Origin of the sequence: Methylobacterium tardum (assembly GCF_023546765.1) — a bacterium.
In the GTDB taxonomy this organism is placed as follows: domain Bacteria; phylum Pseudomonadota; class Alphaproteobacteria; order Rhizobiales; family Beijerinckiaceae; genus Methylobacterium; species Methylobacterium tardum.
In genome coordinates this window covers 4,457,965-4,472,543 of sequence record NZ_CP097484.1, presented here as the reverse complement: position 1 = coordinate 4,472,543, position 14,579 = coordinate 4,457,965, and the positions used below count along the sequence as shown (strand labels likewise).

The window sequence follows — 14,579 nt, the reverse complement described above, 5'->3', positions numbered from 1 at the left end:
ACTGTCCCGGAGCCCCGCCATGGCGACGCTGATCCTGTCCTCGGCCGGCACGGCACTCGGCACCGCGCTGGGCGGCCCGATCGGGGGTATGCTCGGGCGGGCGCTCGGCTCCGTGGCGGGCGCGGCGCTCGGCGGCGCGCTGTTCGGCTCCGGGCGGCACACCCGCTTCGTCGAAGGGCCGCGGCTCGCCGACGTGGCCGGGCTCACCTCCACCGAGGGCGACCCGATCCCCCGCGTCTACGGCCGGGCCCGGATCGGCGGTACCCTGATCTGGGCGACGCACCCGCTGGAGGTCGCCAACACCACGGTGGCGCGCGCCGCCGCTCCGGCCAAGAGCCTGGGCGGCCAGAAGACCGTGACCACCCGCTACGCCTATTTCGCCAACCTCGCGGTCGGCCTGTGCGAGGGCGAGATCGCCTGCGTCCGGCGGATCTGGGCGGACGGGAAGGAGATCGACCAGGCCGGCCTGACCCTGCGGGTCCATACCGGCGGGCCGGACCAGGCGCCCGACCCGCTGATCGTCGCCAAGGAGGGGCCTGAGAGCGCCCCGGCCTATCGCGGCCTCGCCTACGTGGTGTTCGAGTCCCTGCCGCTCGCCGATTTCGGCAACCGCGTCCCGCAATTCGCCTTCGAGGTGATCCGCCCGTTCAACGGCCTGTGCGGCCGGATCCGCGCCGTCGACCTGATCCCCGGGGCGAGCGAGTTCGGCCTCGATCCGGACCGCGTCACCGTCGATCTCGGCCTCGGCCGGACCGAGGCCGCCAACCGCCACCAGCTCCAGCGCGCCACCGACGTGATCGCGTCCCTCGACGCGCTCCAGGCGCTCTGCCCCAATCTCCGTCGGGTCGCCGTGGTGGCGACGTGGTTCGGGTCGGACCTGCGGGCCGGGGCCTGCCGGGTGGTCCCGAAGGTGGAAGGCCGCCGGAAGCACGCGCTGCCGGCGGACTGGCGCGTCGCCGGGATCGGCCGCGCCGAGGCCGAGGTGGTCTCGCTCCTGCCGGACGGCAGCCCATCCTACGGCGGAACGCCCTCGGATGACGGGCTGACGCGGCTGGTGGCCGAGCTGGTCCGCCGCGGGCTGGAGGTGGTGCTCTATCCGTTCGTGATGATGGACGTGCCGGCCGGCAACGCGCTGCCCGATCCGCGCGTGCCCGGCGCGACCCAGCCGCCCTATCCCTGGAGGGGACGCATCACCTGCGATCCGGCGCCCGGCTTGGCCGGGAGCCCGGACGGCACCGCTTCGGCCGACGCGCAGGTCGCGGCCTTCTTCGCGGGCGGCTACCGCGACGCGGTGCTGCACTATGCCGACCTCGCCGCGGGCTGGGCCGCGTCCGGCGTGCCGATCGCGGGCTTCATCATCGGCAGCGAGTATGTCGGCCTGACCCGGGTGCGCGGCGCCGCCGGCTACCCGGCCGTGCAGGCGTTCCGCGATCTCGCCGCCGCCGTGCGCGACCGCCTCGGGCCGGCGGTCGCGCTGGTCTACGGTGCCGACTGGACCGAGTACGGCGCCGATGTCCGCGACGGCGGCGCCACGCTCCGCTTCCCCCTCGACGACCTGTTCGCCGATCCCGCCATCGCGGCGGTGGGAATCGACTGGTACCCGCCGGTCTCGGACTGGCGCGACGCGCCGGACCACGCCGACCTCGCGGTCGCGGGCGACATCACCGACCGCGCCTACCTCAAGGATCGGGGCGCCTCGGGCGAGGGGTTCGACTGGTACTACGCCGACGCGGCCGGGCGCGCCGCGCAGGACCGCAGGCCGATCGAGGACGGCGCCTACGGCAAGGGCTGGATCTACCGGCCCAAGGATCTCGTGGCGTGGTGGTCGAACCGCCACGTCGAGCGCGACGGCGGCGTCGAGACCCGCGCCACCGCCTGGGTGCCGATGGGCAAGCCGATCTGGCTCACCGAGATCGGGGTGCCGGCGGTCGACAAGGGCACGAACGGGCCCAACGTCTTCCCCGACCCGAAATCCATCGAGAGCGCCGTCCCGCCGGAATCGCGGGGTCTGCGCGACGAGCTGATCCAGCTCCGCGGCGTCGCCGCGGTGATCGCGCGCTTCGACCCGACGGTGCCGGGCTTCCGGGAGGCCGACAACCCGGTCTCGCCGGTCTATGGCGGCCGGATGGTCGACCCGGCGGCGCTCCACGTCTGGGCCTGGGACGCGCGGCCGTTCCCGGCCTTCCCGACCGTGCGCGGACCCTGGGCGGATGCCGGCAACTGGCGGATCGGCCACTGGATCACCGGACGGATCGAGGGCTGCGACCTCGACCTGCTGGTCCGGCAGATCCTCGCCGAGTTCGGCTTCGACGCGCCGGTCTCCGTGGAGGCCGCCGCCTATCTCGACGGCTACGTCATCGACCGGCCGCTCACCGCCCGCGGCGCCCTGGAGACCCTGGCGCAGGTCTACGGCCTCGACGTCTCGGCGGTGGCCGGCACCCTGCGCCTGCGCGGGCCGCGCCGCGACCGGCCGGTGGTGCTCGCCGAGGCCGATCTGGTCCGGCTCTCCGAGGAGAAACCCGTGCTCCGGCAGGTCCGGGCCGAAGAGAGCGCCCTGCCGCGCTCGGTGGAGCTCGGCATCACCGAATCCGAGAGCCCGGATTACCGCCGCGCCGCGGCGGCGGCCGTGCGGCCGGCGGGCGACCGGCGGCGCGAGACCCGGATCGAGGCGGCGATCGTCACCCGCCGCGAGACCGGCGACGGCCTCGCCGAGGCGCTGCTCGACCGGATCATCGCGGCCCGCGACAGCGCGGTGTTCACGCTGAGCCCGCGCCGGGTCGAGCTGGAGCCCGGCGACCTCCTGGCGGTCCCGGCGGACGTCCCGGGCGGCACGGTGCTGCGCAAGATCGACCGGATCGACGACGCCCCCACCGGCCGCCGGATCGAGGCGAGCGGCGTGCCGCCGCGCGGTGGCCCCGGGCGGGGGCTCGCCCGCAGCCCGGCGCTCCCGGCCGTCGCGCCGCCGGCCTTCCCGGGGCCGCCGCTGGCCCTCGCCCTCGACCTGCCGGTGGACCGGGGCAGCCCCACGGCGCTGCAGTACCTCGCGGTGGCGGCCGAGCCCTGGCCGGGGGCGGCGTCGGTCTGGCGCGCGGACGGCACGGGGCCGCTCGCGCTCCACGGCCGCGTCGACTATCCGGCCTGCCTGGGGCGGACCCTGACGGCGCTTCCGGCCGGACCGCTCTGGCGCCTGCAGCGCGGCGTGACACTCGACGTCACCCTGCGCCGGGGCGGCGCGCTCGCCTCGGTGCGCATGGCCGCGATGCTCGCCGGCGGCAACCTGTTCGCGCTGATCGGCCCGGACGGGGCCGTCGAGCTGCTCGGCGCCGCCGAGGCCATGCTCACCGGCCCCGACACCTATCGGCTGTCCGGGCTCCTGCGCGGGCTCGCGGGCAGCGAGGACGCCGCCTCCCGGGTCACCCCGCCCGGCAGCCTGATCGTGCGCCTGGACGACGGCGCGGTGGTCCCCCTGGTCGACCGTCTCGACGAGGCCGGACGCGGCTTCCGCTACCGGATCGGGCCGGCGGGGAGCGATCCGGGCGATCCGGCCTTCACGGACCTCGCGGCGACCGCCGGCCTCGCGTCACTGCGGCCGCTACGGCCCGTCCACCTGCGGGCGCGCCGGGAGGCGCAGGGCGTGCGGCTCTCCTGGATCCGTCGGGCGCGCCGCGACGGCGATTCCTGGGAGCTGGCCGAGATCCCGCTGGACGAGCCGGAAGCCTACGCGGTGACGCTCTTCTCCGGGGACAGGGCCGTCCGGACGCTCCGGGCCGAGGCCCAGACCCTCCTCTACGCCGATGAGGCGGCGGATTTCGGCGGCCCGCAGACCAGCTTCGACCTGGCCGTGGCCCAGATCGGCGCCGTCGCCGGCCCCGGACCAGCCCGCCGCGCCTGCATCCCCGTCCGCTCGGCCTGAACGCCCGGGAGTCCGCCATGTCCGACACCACGCCCCATCTCGGCCTGCCGCTGATCGCCGCGAGCCGTGCCCAGAAGCACGTCACCCACAACGAGGCGCTCGGCCTGATCGACGCGCTCGTGCAGCTCGCCTGCCTCGACAAGGACCTGACCGCGCCGCCGCCGAGCCCCGCGGAGGGCGACCGCTACCTCGTGACCGCGGCCGATCCCGGCGGCGCCTGGGCGGGCCTCGGGGGGCAGGTGGTGCGCTACGCCGACGGGGTCTGGACCGGCGCGGTGCCCCGGGTCGGCTGGCTCGCCTACCTGATCGACGAGGCCGACCTCTACGTGTTCGACGGCGCCGCCTGGACGAGCTTCCGCCGGACGCTCGCGGCGGTCCAGAGCCTGGGCCGCCTCGGGATCAACACGGAGGCGGACGCCACCAACCGCCTCGCCGTCAAGGCGGACGCGGCGCTGCTGACCTGGGACGACGCGACGCCGGGCAGCGGCGACATGCGGATCTTCGTGAACAAGCGCGACGCCGCGCGCGACGCCGCTCTGGTGCTTGAGACCGGCTACGCGGCGCGCGCGCTGCTCGGGCTTCTGGGCAGCGACGATTTTTCCCTGAAGGTCTCGCCCGACGGAGCCGCCTTCGCCACCGCGCTCACCGCCTCGGCCCGGACCGGCGGGATCGATTTCGCCTCCAGCGAGACCGCCCTGGCGGCCGCCGCCAGCACCGATCTCGGCGGCACCGGCACGCGGCGGGTGCTCGTGACCGGCGCGGGGCGGATCACGCGCTTCGGCACCGCGGCCGACCGCGAGCGGTTCGTGCGCTTTGCGGGCGGCGCGACCCTGGTGCACCATCCCGAAGCCCTGGTTCTGCCGACCCGGGCCGACATCGTGACGGAAGCCGACGATACGTGCATCGCGCTCTCGGATTCCGCCGGCCGCTGGCGTGTGTGGCACTACCAGCGGGCCGACGGGACGCCGCTGGCGGCCGGCGCGCGGCCCGCCGCGTGAGCGGTTTCGCGCGATCGGCAGCGTCAGGTCGATGCGGCGTCCGCGTTCGATCAAGCGCCCCGTCATTCCGGGGCCGCGCAGCGGAGCCCGGAATCCAGAACCGCTCGTGGCGGAGTACTTGGCTCGGTCGGCGGGTCTGGATTCCGGGCTCGCCTGCGGCGCCCCGGAACGACGGAGAGGGGGCTCAAAGTCCGCTTGCAGGGGCGGGATTTCTCCCTCAGGCCACCGACATCGGATCCGGAGGGCGCGCTCACCCGGGGACGAGCGCCCGGAGCATCGCGGGCTCGACCGCCGCGTAGCCCGCGGCGTTGAGGTGGATGCCGTCCTCGGTGAAGGCGCGGGCCAGCGCCCCCGAGGCGTCGGCGAGGGGCGTCTGATAGTCGATGAGGCGGGCCGCGCCCGCGTCGCAGAGGGAGCGCAGCCACCCGTTCAGGACGCGGATCCGCGCCACCGGCCGGAGCTCGGGCCGCCAGCCCCAGAAGTCGCTCGGCATCACGGTGCCGATCCAGAGCGGCAGCCCGGCCGCGAAGGCCAGCCGACCCATGGCCAGGATGTTCGCGGCGATCTCCCGGTCCGGGACCGGGCCGCCGATCTCCGCGATGTCGTTGATCCCGCAGAGCAGGTGGATCCCGCGCGCGCCTTCGGCGTCCCGGAGGAACCGCGCCCGGATCTGCCCGCTCGTCTGGCCCGGGACGCCCCGGGCCACGAATCCGTGACGCGCGAAGGTCTCGGCCCGCACAACGCCCCAGGCGGCGGTGATCGAGTCGCCGATGAACACCAGCGGCCGGTCCTGTCGGCTTCCCACGCGTCCTCCTTCGGCACCGCGCCCGCGCGGCCGCCATAGCCCGGCGTCGTGCTGGGCGCCACCGACCGGAGCACAGCCATGCCGACCACCGGAACGGCCCGGGCAGCGGGCGACGTCTTCGCGGCCGAATGCGCCCGCCTGGGCCCCCGCCTGATGCGGGATCTCGGCCTGACCGACCTGCAGGCGGCGGGGCTCCTGGGCAATGTCGGCCACGAGAGCGGCGGTTTCCGCCAGCTGCAGGAGGTGGCGCCCGCGGTGGCGGGCTCCCGCGGCGGCTGGGGGCTCGCCCAGTGGACCGGGCCGCGACGCGTGGCCATGGAGGCGTGGTGCCGGGTGCGCGGCCTCGATCCGGCCGACCCGGAGGCCGGCTACGGCTATCTCTGCGCGGAGCTGCGCGGCACCGAGGCCGCCGCGCTCGAAGCCCTGCGCGCCGCTGCGAGCCTCGAAGCCGCCACCGCGGTGGTCTGCCGCCGCTTCGAGCGCCCCGGCATCGTCGCGCTGCCGAGCCGGCTCGTCTGGGCGCGCCGGGCGCTCTCCGCCCTGCGCGCCGCCGCCGGGCCGGTAGCCCCGGGGAAGCTGCCGAGCCGGCGCTGACCCTCCACCCGTTCCCGAGCCGGCCGGGTCCGCCGCGCGAACAACCCTCGGAGATCGACCATGACGCACCGCTTCCGTCTGGGGCTGGCTCTCGCCTGCGCGGCCCTGCCGTTCGCCGCCCTGCTGTCGCCAGCGCATGCCGCCGCCGCGCTGCCCGCCACCGGGGTGAGCCTGCCCTGGGGCGACTGGCTGACCGGCCTGCTCCAGCCGGTCTCGGCCTTCCTCGTGCCGCTCGCGGCCGCGGCCGTGACCGCCGGCATCGCCCGGGTCGCGCCCTGGGCGGCCTCGGTGCTGACCCGCGACCGGGTCGAGGCGGCGATCCGCGCGGGGGCGGAGTTCGGCCAGAATGCCGTGGCCGGCGCCGCCAAGGGCCGGACCGTCAGCGTCGATCTCGGCTCCGCGGTGGTCGCAGCCGGCGCCCGGCATGTGCTCGCCACCGCGCCCGCCCACGTCGTCCGGTCGGCCGGCGGGGCGGAGGGCGTCGCGGCCCGGATCTTCCGGGCCCTGCCGCTCGATCCGCAGGCGAGTGCCGCGACCGTGCTCGCCCCGGCGCTGGCCGAGCTGCGCGACCGCGACGGCCGGCCGGGTGCCGCGCGGCAGGGCTGAGGCCGTGTCACGGGAGCGGAACGATCACGCCGGGCGGTCCCGCCCGGCGCCGGCCGGGAAAGGATACGCCTGCCATGACCGATCGCCGCCCCCTGCGCACCGCGCCGCAAGGCCTGCTTCCAGCCCCGGCGCCGAATTCCCCGAGGACGAGGCCGGCCCCGGCATCGACCTCGGGGGCCGGGCGCGGGCGATCCGCTTCCCGCCCTTCTGGCAGGCCTGGTTCGCCCGCCAGACCGAGCCGCGCCTCGCCGCGCTCGACGAGATGGTCGACGCGCATGTCGAGCGGCGGGCGCTGCGCCGCTATCTGAGGCAGCTGAAACACGCGACGGTTCTGGCCTTCCTCGGCGCCGCCGCGGCCGTGCACTGGTTCTCGGACCAGATTGCCTGGATCGTGGCGCGGATCCCCGCCCTGCGGTCACTCTGGATGCTCGTGGTGGGAGGGTGAGATGCACCTGCTGCGGTGGGATCAAATCCTCGACCGCCTCTGGCTGGCAGCCTCCGGGGCGGCGGCTTTGGCCATCGCGCTCGATCTGGGTGCGCAGGTCGGGTCGCGCGGCTGGTCATCGGACGGCGCCATCCTGACCGCGCTGGCCGCCGCGCCCCCGTCGCGGCCGGCCTCGAACCGGCCCGAACCGGGATGCCGGCAGCCCGCCGGGCGACCGTTTCCGTGATCCGTCCTGCATTGCCTGTGCGAACCGGCGCCGTCGGGGGAACCGAGCCGGGTTCCGGGCCGTAGTGCCGGCACGATGCCGCCCACCGCCCTATCGCGCAGAACAGGATCTTTCGGTCAGCCCGCCGCCTCCACCGCGAGGGAACAACAGCCACGTATTCAGGGCGCATTCAGTGCCCGCGCCCCACATCTCGTGCCAATGCGCTACACCATCGCCCTGGTTGCCATCAGCCTGACTGCCGCGGCCCTCGCCGCGGGCGGCCTCGGCTCCATGGCCGATGATGGACCGGCTCCGCAAACGGGCGCCGTCTCCAGCCAGGCCCCGCTGCGGATCGAGGCTTGCCTGTCGCCCGCCGACATGCGCGAGGAGGTCGGCGAGCGGCGGGTGATCCCGCCCGTGGCGGCGATCCGAGCGGCCCGCACGGTCATCCCTCGGGCCGAGATCCAGCGGGCGAGCCTGTGCCGTTACGAAGACACGCTCGTCTACATGCTCACCGCCTTGCGCCGCGACGGGCATTTCGTGCACGTGATTGTCGACGCGCGCACCGGAAGCGTCGCCGGACAGTATTGAGCGGGCGCCTGACCCGTCCTGGAATGGAGTGAGCCGTGCGTCTGCTCGTCGTGGAGGATGACAAGGACATCAACCGGCAGGTGGTCGCCGCGCTGGAGGAGGCCGGCTACGTCGCCGACAAGGCCTATGACGGCGAGGAGGGCGGCTATCTCGGCGAGAGCGAGCCCTACGATGCCATCATCCTCGACATGGGCCTGCCCAAGGCCGACGGCGTCAGCGTGCTCCAGAAGTGGCGCCGGGCCGGGGTGAAGACCCCGGTGATCATCCTCACCGCCCGGGACCGCTGGTCCGACAAGGTCGACGGGTTCGATGCCGGGGCCGACGACTACGTCACCAAGCCCTTCCACATGGAGGAGCTGATGGCACGCGTCCGCGCGCTCCTGCGCCGGGCTGCCGGGCACGCCTCCAGCCAGATCGCCTGCGGGCCGGTGACCCTCGACACGCGCTCCGGCAAGGTCTTCGTCGACGGCGCCCAGGTGAAGCTGACGAGCCACGAATACCGGCTGCTCTCCTACCTGATGCACCATACCGGCCGGGTCGTGTCCCGGGCCGAGCTGACCGAGCACCTCTACGACCAGGATTTCGACCGCGACTCGAACACGATCGAGGTGTTCGTCGGGCGCCTGCGCAAGAAGCTCGCGGTCGACCTGATCCAGACCGTGCGCGGCCTCGGCTACCTCGTGGATCCCAACCAGCCGCCGGCGCGGGTGTGACGGCCGTGCCGGGGCCCGGCACCCTGCCGGCCGTGTTCATGCGCGGCGGCACCAGCAAGGCGCTGATGCTGCACCGCCGGGACGTGCCCGGTGACCTCGCCGGCTGGGAGCCGGTCTTCCTCTCCGCCATGGACAGCCCCGACCCGTTCGGGCGGCAGCTCAACGGCATGGGCGGGGGCGTCTCGTCGGTCTCGAAGATCTGCGTGGTCGAGCGCTCCGCGCGGCCGGACGCCGACATCGACTACACCTTCGTGCAGGTGGTGGTCCGCGACGGCCGCATCGACCTCTCGGGCAATTGCGGCAACATGCTCTCGGCCGTGGGACCGTTCGCGGTCGACGAGGGGCTCGCCGACGTCCCGGACGGCCCGGTGCGGCTGCGGATCTACAACACCAACACCCGCAAGCTGATCGAGGCGCGCTTCGCCGTCCGGGGCGGCCGCGCGGTCTATGGCGGCGACCTCGCGATCCCCGGCGTCACCGGCACCGGCGCGCCGATCCGCCTCGACTTCGCCGATCCGGGCGGCGCCACGACCGGCCGGCTCCTGCCCACCGGCGCGGTCCGCCAGGAGCTCGACGTGCCGGGTCTCGGCACGATCGAGGCCTCGCTGGTGGACGCCGCCAATGCCTGCGTGTTCGTCCGCGCCGCCGATCTCGGGCTCGCCGGCACCGAGCTGCCCGCCGCCCTGGAGGCTGTGCCGGGCCTCCTCGATCGTCTGGCGCGGATCCGCCGGGCCGCCTCCGTGGCGATGGGCATCGCGCCGGACCTCGAGGCGGCGGCCCGCATCGTCCACGTGCCCTTCGTCGGCCTCGTCGCGCCGCCGCGGGAGTCCGGCAGCCTCTCCGGCGAGACGATCCGCGCTGCCGACATCGACCTCACCGCCCGGGTGATCTCCAACGGCGTGCCCCATCAGGCCCTGCCGCTCACCGCCACCCTGTGCCTCGCGGTGGCCGCCCGGATCGAGGGCAGCCTCGTCCACGAGGCCGCGCGGCCCACCGACGCCGCCCTGCGGGTCGGCATGCCGTCGGGCATCCTGACCGCCGATGCCACCGTCACGCGGGATGGCGAGCGCTGGCGGGCGGAGCGCGGGTCGTTCTTCCGCACGGCGCGCCCGCTGATGCGGGGCGAGGTGTTCTACGATGCGCCGCCGCCCGTCTGAGCGGCAGAGCTGTTGTCGCGTCGTTGCCAAATGCTCTACATGACACAGGCCTGTGCCACGGATCTGCCCTCGCCATGACACCCGCCGAAAAATCTGGTCCGGCGCCGTGGACACGTCGGTTCAGTGCCTGGAGCGGTCTGGACGCCTTGGCCTCGCTCTGGCCTGCCGCCTCCGAACCAATCCCGTATCCGCACCGCGACGAGGCCGCAGCCTTGCGCGGCGACTTTTTCCGAATCGGCAACGATCTGCGTGGCGTGATCGAGCGTGAGGTGTCGCGTGGGCCGGTCAAACAGGACTAGGACCGCCGCGCGCCAGCCTGTTCCGACCGACCAAGGCGCATCAGCGGCCCGCAGCGAGTCGCCGGTCGAGGTCGGGCGCAGAAGTTACTGGCAAGGACCACTGCCCCCGCCGGCCGTGCTGGAAGACTTTGGCCGTCTGGTGCCGGATGCGCCCGAGCGCATCTTCCGCCAATGGGAAATGGAAGCGGACCATCGGCGTACCTACGAGCGGCAGGCCCTCGATGCCGCGATTCGGCGTGATGTGCGCGGCCAGGCCAGCGCATTGCTGTTCGCGGTTGCCGCCCTGTCGGTCTCTGCCTTTGCGCTTTGGCTTGGTCAGCCTTGGGTCGCCGGGACGATAGGCGGCGGGACCATCGCCTCCGTGGTGGGCGCATTTCTCTTTCAACGTGCGACGGCGAAGTCGAACGCGCTGCCTCAATCGCCGGGCGACCGATGATCGACCTCATCGGCCTCTTCTCCCTGCGCCGCCGCTCCATCGCGGTGAGGCTCGCCGTGTCGGCGTTCCTCGCGAGTTCGGCGATCCTGCTGATCGCGGCCTGGATCCTCACGACCCTCTATCGCGAGAACACCGAGCGGTCGTTCGACAGCCGGCTGCTCGTCTTCGCCAACAATCTCGCCACCGATCTCGTCTCGCCCAACGATCCCGAGAGCCGGACCTTCTCGCTCGGCGACCCGCGCTTCGACCTGCCCCTGTCCGGCTGGTACTGGCAGGTCGGCAAGCCCGATGCGAAGCCGCGGGACGTGCGCACCTCCCGCTCCCTCGTCGGCGTGCCGCTCCGCCCGCGACGGATTCGGACGGCAAGGTCGGGGTCGGTCAGATCCGCCAGGGCTACGGCAAAGGGCAGGACGGGCGCCTCCTGCGCATCATGGAGCGCGATGTCGATCTCGGCGAGGAGGGCCGCTACACGGTCCGGGTCGCCGGCCCGGCCGACGAGATCGTCAACGACGTCGACCGGTTCCGCAATTCGCTGACCATCACCTTCGGCCTGCTCGGCCTGTCGCTGGCGATCACCACCCTGCTGCAGATCCGGTTCGGCCTGGCGCCGCTCAAGAAGATGCGCGCCGCGCTCGGCGCCGTGCGCCGCGGCGAGGCCGACCGCATCACCGGCACCTATCCGCGCGACATCGCCCCGCTCACCGGCGAGGTGAATCTGCTGATCGAGACCAACCGCGAGATCCTGGAGCGCGCCCGCACCCAGGTCGGCAATCTCGCCCATGCCCTGAAGACGCCGCTCTCGATCATCGTCAACGAGGTCGGCGCCTCCGATGCCCCGGAGGAACTCGCCCAGAAGATCCGCGAGCAGGCCGCGGTGATGCGCGACCAGGTCAACTACCATCTCGACCGGGCTCGCGCCGCCGCGCTCGCCGGCACGCTCGGCACCTCGACCGAGGTCGAGCCGGCCTTGGCCGGCCTCGTGCGCACCTTCGGCAAGATCTACCGCGACAAGGATATCGCCTACGATGTCCACGTGCCTCCGGGCCTCCGCTTCCGGGGCGAGCGCCAGGATTTCGAGGAGATGGTCGGCAACCTCGCCGACAACGCCTCGAAATGGGCGCACGGCCGGGTCGCGATCCGGGCCGAGGCGGTCTCCAAGGACGATTATCCCCATCTCGTCGTCGCCATCGAGGATGACGGCCCCGGCCTGCCGCCGGAGGCGCGCCCGGCTGTGCTCGGCCGCGGCCGGCGGCTCGACGAATCCAAGCCCGGCTCGGGCCTGGGCCTGTCCATCGTGGCCGACCTCGCCGCGCTGTACCGGGGTCACTTCACGCTGGAGCAGGCGGCTCTGGGCGGCCTGCGGGCCGTGCTGGAGGTTCCGGGCGACGCACCGGTGGGCGCGACGGCGCATTGAGACCGAATGCTCGGCCGCTCCGGCGGTCGGGGACCGCCGTGTTCAACAAGCTTTGACCGGGGCCGTCGGCGCGCACGCTGAGGGGTGGTTCCCCCTCGGGCCTTGTCATCGCGGTGAAGTTGCGTGACACCGTGCCGCCGCCGGGGGGCGTCGTGGCGTCACGCTGTCGGCTCCACATGGCGTGGAGAGGTGCGGGCCGGTCCGGCCTGCTGGCGAAGGTTCGATGACGGCGATCTGGTTCATCCTGGCGGCCATGACTGCGGCGGCCGTGCTCGGCCTGCTCTGGCCGATGTCGCGGCGCGCCTCCGTGCCGACCGGGGAGGCCGGCGGAAGCGCCATCGCCACCGAGACCGCCTTCTACGAGGATCAGATCGCCGAGATCGGGCGCGACCTGGAGCGCGGGCTGATCGCCCCCGAGGAGGCCGAGTCGGCCAAGGCCGAGGCGGCGCGCCGCCTGCTGCGGGCGAGCCGGGAGTCGCAGCTCGAGGCCGAGGATGCCGGCGTGGTCGAGGCGGCACGCCCGGCCGAGCCGCGGCTGCGCCGTCGCCGGGCGGCCTCGGCCTTCGCGCTCTCGACCATCCCTCTCGTGGCGTTGATCGCTTACGGCCTCTACGGCTCCCCGGAACTGCCCGCCCAGACCGCCGCCGACCGCGCGGCGGCCCGCGGCGGCACCGACGAGCTGATGAAGGCGGTGGGCCAGATCGAGGCGCGCCTCGCCCGCGACCCGAACGACGCCCGCGGTTGGGCGGTGCTGGCTCCGGTCTACATGCGCACCGGTCGCTTCGGCGATGCCGCCCGCGCCTACGCGAACATCGCGCGGCTGAAGGGCGAGACCGCCGACATCCTCGCCGATCAGGCCGAGGCCCTCACGGCGGCGGGCGACGGCACCGTCACGCCCGAGGCCAAGGCCCTGTTCGAGAAGGCGCAGGCCAAGGATCCGAACGCGCCGAAGCCGCGCTTCTACCTCGCGCGGGCGGCCGAGCAGGCCGGCGATACCGGCGAGGCGATCCGCCAGCTCACGACCCTCGAAGCCGCGAGCCCGCCGGAGGCCCCCTGGCTCGGGGTGGTCCGCCAGACGCTCGCCCGCCTGAAGGGCGAGCCGCCGCCGCCCGCCGCGGAACCCAAGGCGGCCCCCCAGATTCCGGCGGAGCAGCAGGCGGCGATCCGCGGCATGGTCGACGGCCTCGATGCCCGGCTGAAGGCCAGCGGCGGCACGCCCGACGAGTGGCTGCGGCTGATCCGGTCCCGGACCGTGCTGGGTGACCGCGACCAGGCCGTCGCGGCCCTGGCCCGCGCCCGCACCGCACTGGCGAACGATCCACAGGGACTTGCTCAGGTGGAGCAGGGCGCCCGCGATCTCGGCCTTCAGGCCGGTGCATCCGCGGGGGCGCCGGCCGCGTCCGGACCGGTTGCCCAGGCCGAGACGGGAGCGGCGATGGCGGCCGTGCGCGACATGCCGCCGGCCGAGCGCGACGCCGCCATCCGCGGCATGGTCGAGAGCCTCGACCGGCGCCTCGCAGCCCGGGGCGGCACGCCGGACGATTGGCTGCGCCTCGTGCGCTCCTACACCGTCCTTGGCGAGCGCGATCAGGCGACGAAGGCCCTCAACCGCGCCCGGATGGCGCTCGCCGCCAACAGCGAGGCGGTGGCGCGGCTCGACGGGCTCGCCCGGGAGCTCGACTTGCCCGCCAAGGCCAATCCCTGACCCTGCAACCCCCGGCGCCACACGGTCGCGCGGTGTCCGCAGCGGCGTCGGCCGTACGACAATCGGTCTCGACGCCTGCCCTTGACCCGCGCCCGTGCGGAGCCGACACCCTGGAGTGTAGAATGAGAACGGTTCGGACCTGGGCGGATCCTCGCCCGCCGAATCGCGGGGTGGACGCATCGTGACGCGTAAGAAACGCCGCCTGATCCTGATCGCCGCCTGCGGCAGCGTGCTGGCGCTCGCCGTGGGGCTGATCCTGTACGCCATGAGCGGCTCGATCGTGTTCTTCCGCTCGCCGTCCGACATCGCCCTGCAGGGCATCGCGCCCGGCACCCGCCTGCGTCTCGGGGGCCTCGTGAAGGACGGCTCGGTGAAGCGCGGGCCGGACGAGGTCGTGGACTTCGCCGTGACCGACACCAACGCCACCGTCGAGGTCCAGTACAAGGGCCTGCTGCCGGACCTGTTCCGCGAGGGACAGGGCGTGGTCACCGAAGGTGTCTTGGAGCCGGGCGGTCGGTTCCGCGCCGACACGGTGCTTGCCAAGCACGACGAATCCTACATGCCCCGCGAGGTCGCCGACGCCCTGAAGGCGCAGGGGCGCTGGCAGGAGGGCGGCCCGAACAAGGGCGGGCCCGCCCCGAAGCCGGCGACCGCCTCGGCCGACGGGACGCTCGGTCCCCGCAGCGAGCGGTGAGGAA

General features: G+C 74.0%; 14 protein-coding genes and 1 pseudogene. 14 read left to right on the top strand and 1 reads right to left on the bottom strand.

Annotated features, from left to right (window positions below; genetic code table 11):
- The first annotated feature begins 19 nt into the window (after nt 1-19).
- Entirely contained in the window at nt 20-3,913 is a 3,894-nt protein-coding gene (locus M6G65_RS21295) for a baseplate multidomain protein megatron (protein ID WP_238196235.1), read from the top strand.
- 17 nt (nt 3,914-3,930) lie between these two features.
- The gene (locus M6G65_RS21290) at nt 3,931-4,911 is read left to right on the top strand and encodes a DUF2793 domain-containing protein (RefSeq protein WP_250102847.1); all 981 of its coding nucleotides are present in this window, start codon (nt 3,931-3,933) and stop codon (nt 4,909-4,911) included.
- Nucleotides 4,912-5,161: 250 nt separating this feature from the next.
- On the opposite strand, the gene M6G65_RS21285 is transcribed toward M6G65_RS21290, so the two are convergent.
- Nucleotides 5,162-5,716, bottom strand: coding sequence for a GDSL-type esterase/lipase family protein (locus M6G65_RS21285; RefSeq protein ID WP_238196237.1), 555 nt, complete (start codon nt 5,714-5,716; stop codon nt 5,162-5,164).
- A 78-nt stretch (nt 5,717-5,794) separates the two neighbouring features.
- Here M6G65_RS21285 and M6G65_RS21280 point away from each other — a divergent pair, with 78 nt between their 5' ends.
- From M6G65_RS21280 to ccmE, 12 genes and pseudogenes are all read left to right on the top strand, one after another.
- Nucleotides 5,795-6,310: a phage tail tip lysozyme gene (locus M6G65_RS21280; RefSeq protein ID WP_238196238.1), complete on the top strand. Its 516-nt coding sequence runs from the start codon at nt 5,795-5,797 to the stop codon at nt 6,308-6,310.
- A gap of 60 nt (nt 6,311-6,370) precedes the next feature.
- The gene (locus tag M6G65_RS21275; RefSeq protein WP_238196239.1) at nt 6,371-6,916 is read left to right on the top strand and encodes a hypothetical protein; all 546 of its coding nucleotides are present in this window, start codon (nt 6,371-6,373) and stop codon (nt 6,914-6,916) included.
- Nucleotides 6,917-6,920: 4 nt separating this feature from the next.
- Complete coding sequence (locus M6G65_RS21270; protein ID WP_250102846.1) at nt 6,921-7,361, top strand: hypothetical protein; 441 nt, start codon at nt 6,921-6,923, stop codon at nt 7,359-7,361.
- Between the two features lies 1 nt (nt 7,362).
- Nucleotides 7,363-7,587, top strand: a complete 225-nt coding sequence (locus M6G65_RS21265) for a hypothetical protein (protein WP_238196241.1) — start codon at nt 7,363-7,365, stop codon at nt 7,585-7,587.
- A gap of 198 nt (nt 7,588-7,785) precedes the next feature.
- Complete coding sequence (locus M6G65_RS21260) at nt 7,786-8,157, top strand: PepSY domain-containing protein (RefSeq protein WP_238196242.1); 372 nt, start codon at nt 7,786-7,788, stop codon at nt 8,155-8,157.
- Between the two features lie 35 nt (nt 8,158-8,192).
- Nucleotides 8,193-8,870, top strand: a complete 678-nt coding sequence (locus M6G65_RS21255) for a response regulator transcription factor (RefSeq protein WP_192709888.1) — start codon at nt 8,193-8,195, stop codon at nt 8,868-8,870.
- 38 nt (nt 8,871-8,908) lie between these two features.
- Nucleotides 8,909-10,027, top strand: coding sequence for a 2-methylaconitate cis-trans isomerase PrpF family protein (locus M6G65_RS21250; RefSeq protein WP_430929580.1), 1,119 nt, complete (start codon nt 8,909-8,911; stop codon nt 10,025-10,027).
- 74 nt (nt 10,028-10,101) lie between these two features.
- Complete coding sequence (locus M6G65_RS21245) at nt 10,102-10,326, top strand: hypothetical protein (RefSeq protein WP_238196244.1); 225 nt, start codon at nt 10,102-10,104, stop codon at nt 10,324-10,326.
- 115 nt (nt 10,327-10,441) lie between these two features.
- Nucleotides 10,442-10,762: a DUF2335 domain-containing protein gene (locus tag M6G65_RS21240; RefSeq protein WP_238196245.1), complete on the top strand. Its 321-nt coding sequence runs from the start codon at nt 10,442-10,444 to the stop codon at nt 10,760-10,762.
- A pseudogene (locus M6G65_RS21235) lies at nt 10,759-12,176 on the top strand (ATP-binding protein). The gene M6G65_RS21240 and the pseudogene M6G65_RS21235 overlap by 4 nt, the downstream one beginning before the upstream one ends.
- A gap of 223 nt (nt 12,177-12,399) precedes the next feature.
- Nucleotides 12,400-13,881, top strand: a complete 1,482-nt coding sequence (ccmI, locus tag M6G65_RS21230) for a c-type cytochrome biogenesis protein CcmI (protein WP_250102844.1) — start codon at nt 12,400-12,402, stop codon at nt 13,879-13,881.
- 181 nt (nt 13,882-14,062) lie between these two features.
- Nucleotides 14,063-14,575, top strand: coding sequence for a cytochrome c maturation protein CcmE (gene ccmE, locus M6G65_RS21225; RefSeq protein WP_250102843.1), 513 nt, complete (start codon nt 14,063-14,065; stop codon nt 14,573-14,575).
- The last annotated feature ends 4 nt before the right edge of the window (nt 14,576-14,579 follow it).

Coding starts and splice junctions, on each gene's coding strand:
- M6G65_RS21295 (WP_238196235.1), top strand. CDS start 20: ATGGCGACGCTGATCCTGTCCTCGGCCGGCACGGCACTCGGCACCGCG.
- M6G65_RS21290 (WP_250102847.1), top strand. CDS start 3,931: ATGTCCGACACCACGCCCCATCTCGGCCTGCCGCTGATCGCCGCGAGC.
- M6G65_RS21280 (WP_238196238.1), top strand. CDS start 5,795: ATGCCGACCACCGGAACGGCCCGGGCAGCGGGCGACGTCTTCGCGGCC.
- M6G65_RS21275 (WP_238196239.1), top strand. CDS start 6,371: ATGACGCACCGCTTCCGTCTGGGGCTGGCTCTCGCCTGCGCGGCCCTG.
- M6G65_RS21265 (WP_238196241.1), top strand. CDS start 7,363: ATGCACCTGCTGCGGTGGGATCAAATCCTCGACCGCCTCTGGCTGGCA.
- M6G65_RS21260 (WP_238196242.1), top strand. CDS start 7,786: ATGCGCTACACCATCGCCCTGGTTGCCATCAGCCTGACTGCCGCGGCC.
- M6G65_RS21250 (WP_430929580.1), top strand. CDS start 8,909: ATGCGCGGCGGCACCAGCAAGGCGCTGATGCTGCACCGCCGGGACGTG.
- M6G65_RS21245 (WP_238196244.1), top strand. CDS start 10,102: ATGACACCCGCCGAAAAATCTGGTCCGGCGCCGTGGACACGTCGGTTC.
- ccmI (WP_250102844.1), top strand. CDS start 12,400: ATGACGGCGATCTGGTTCATCCTGGCGGCCATGACTGCGGCGGCCGTG.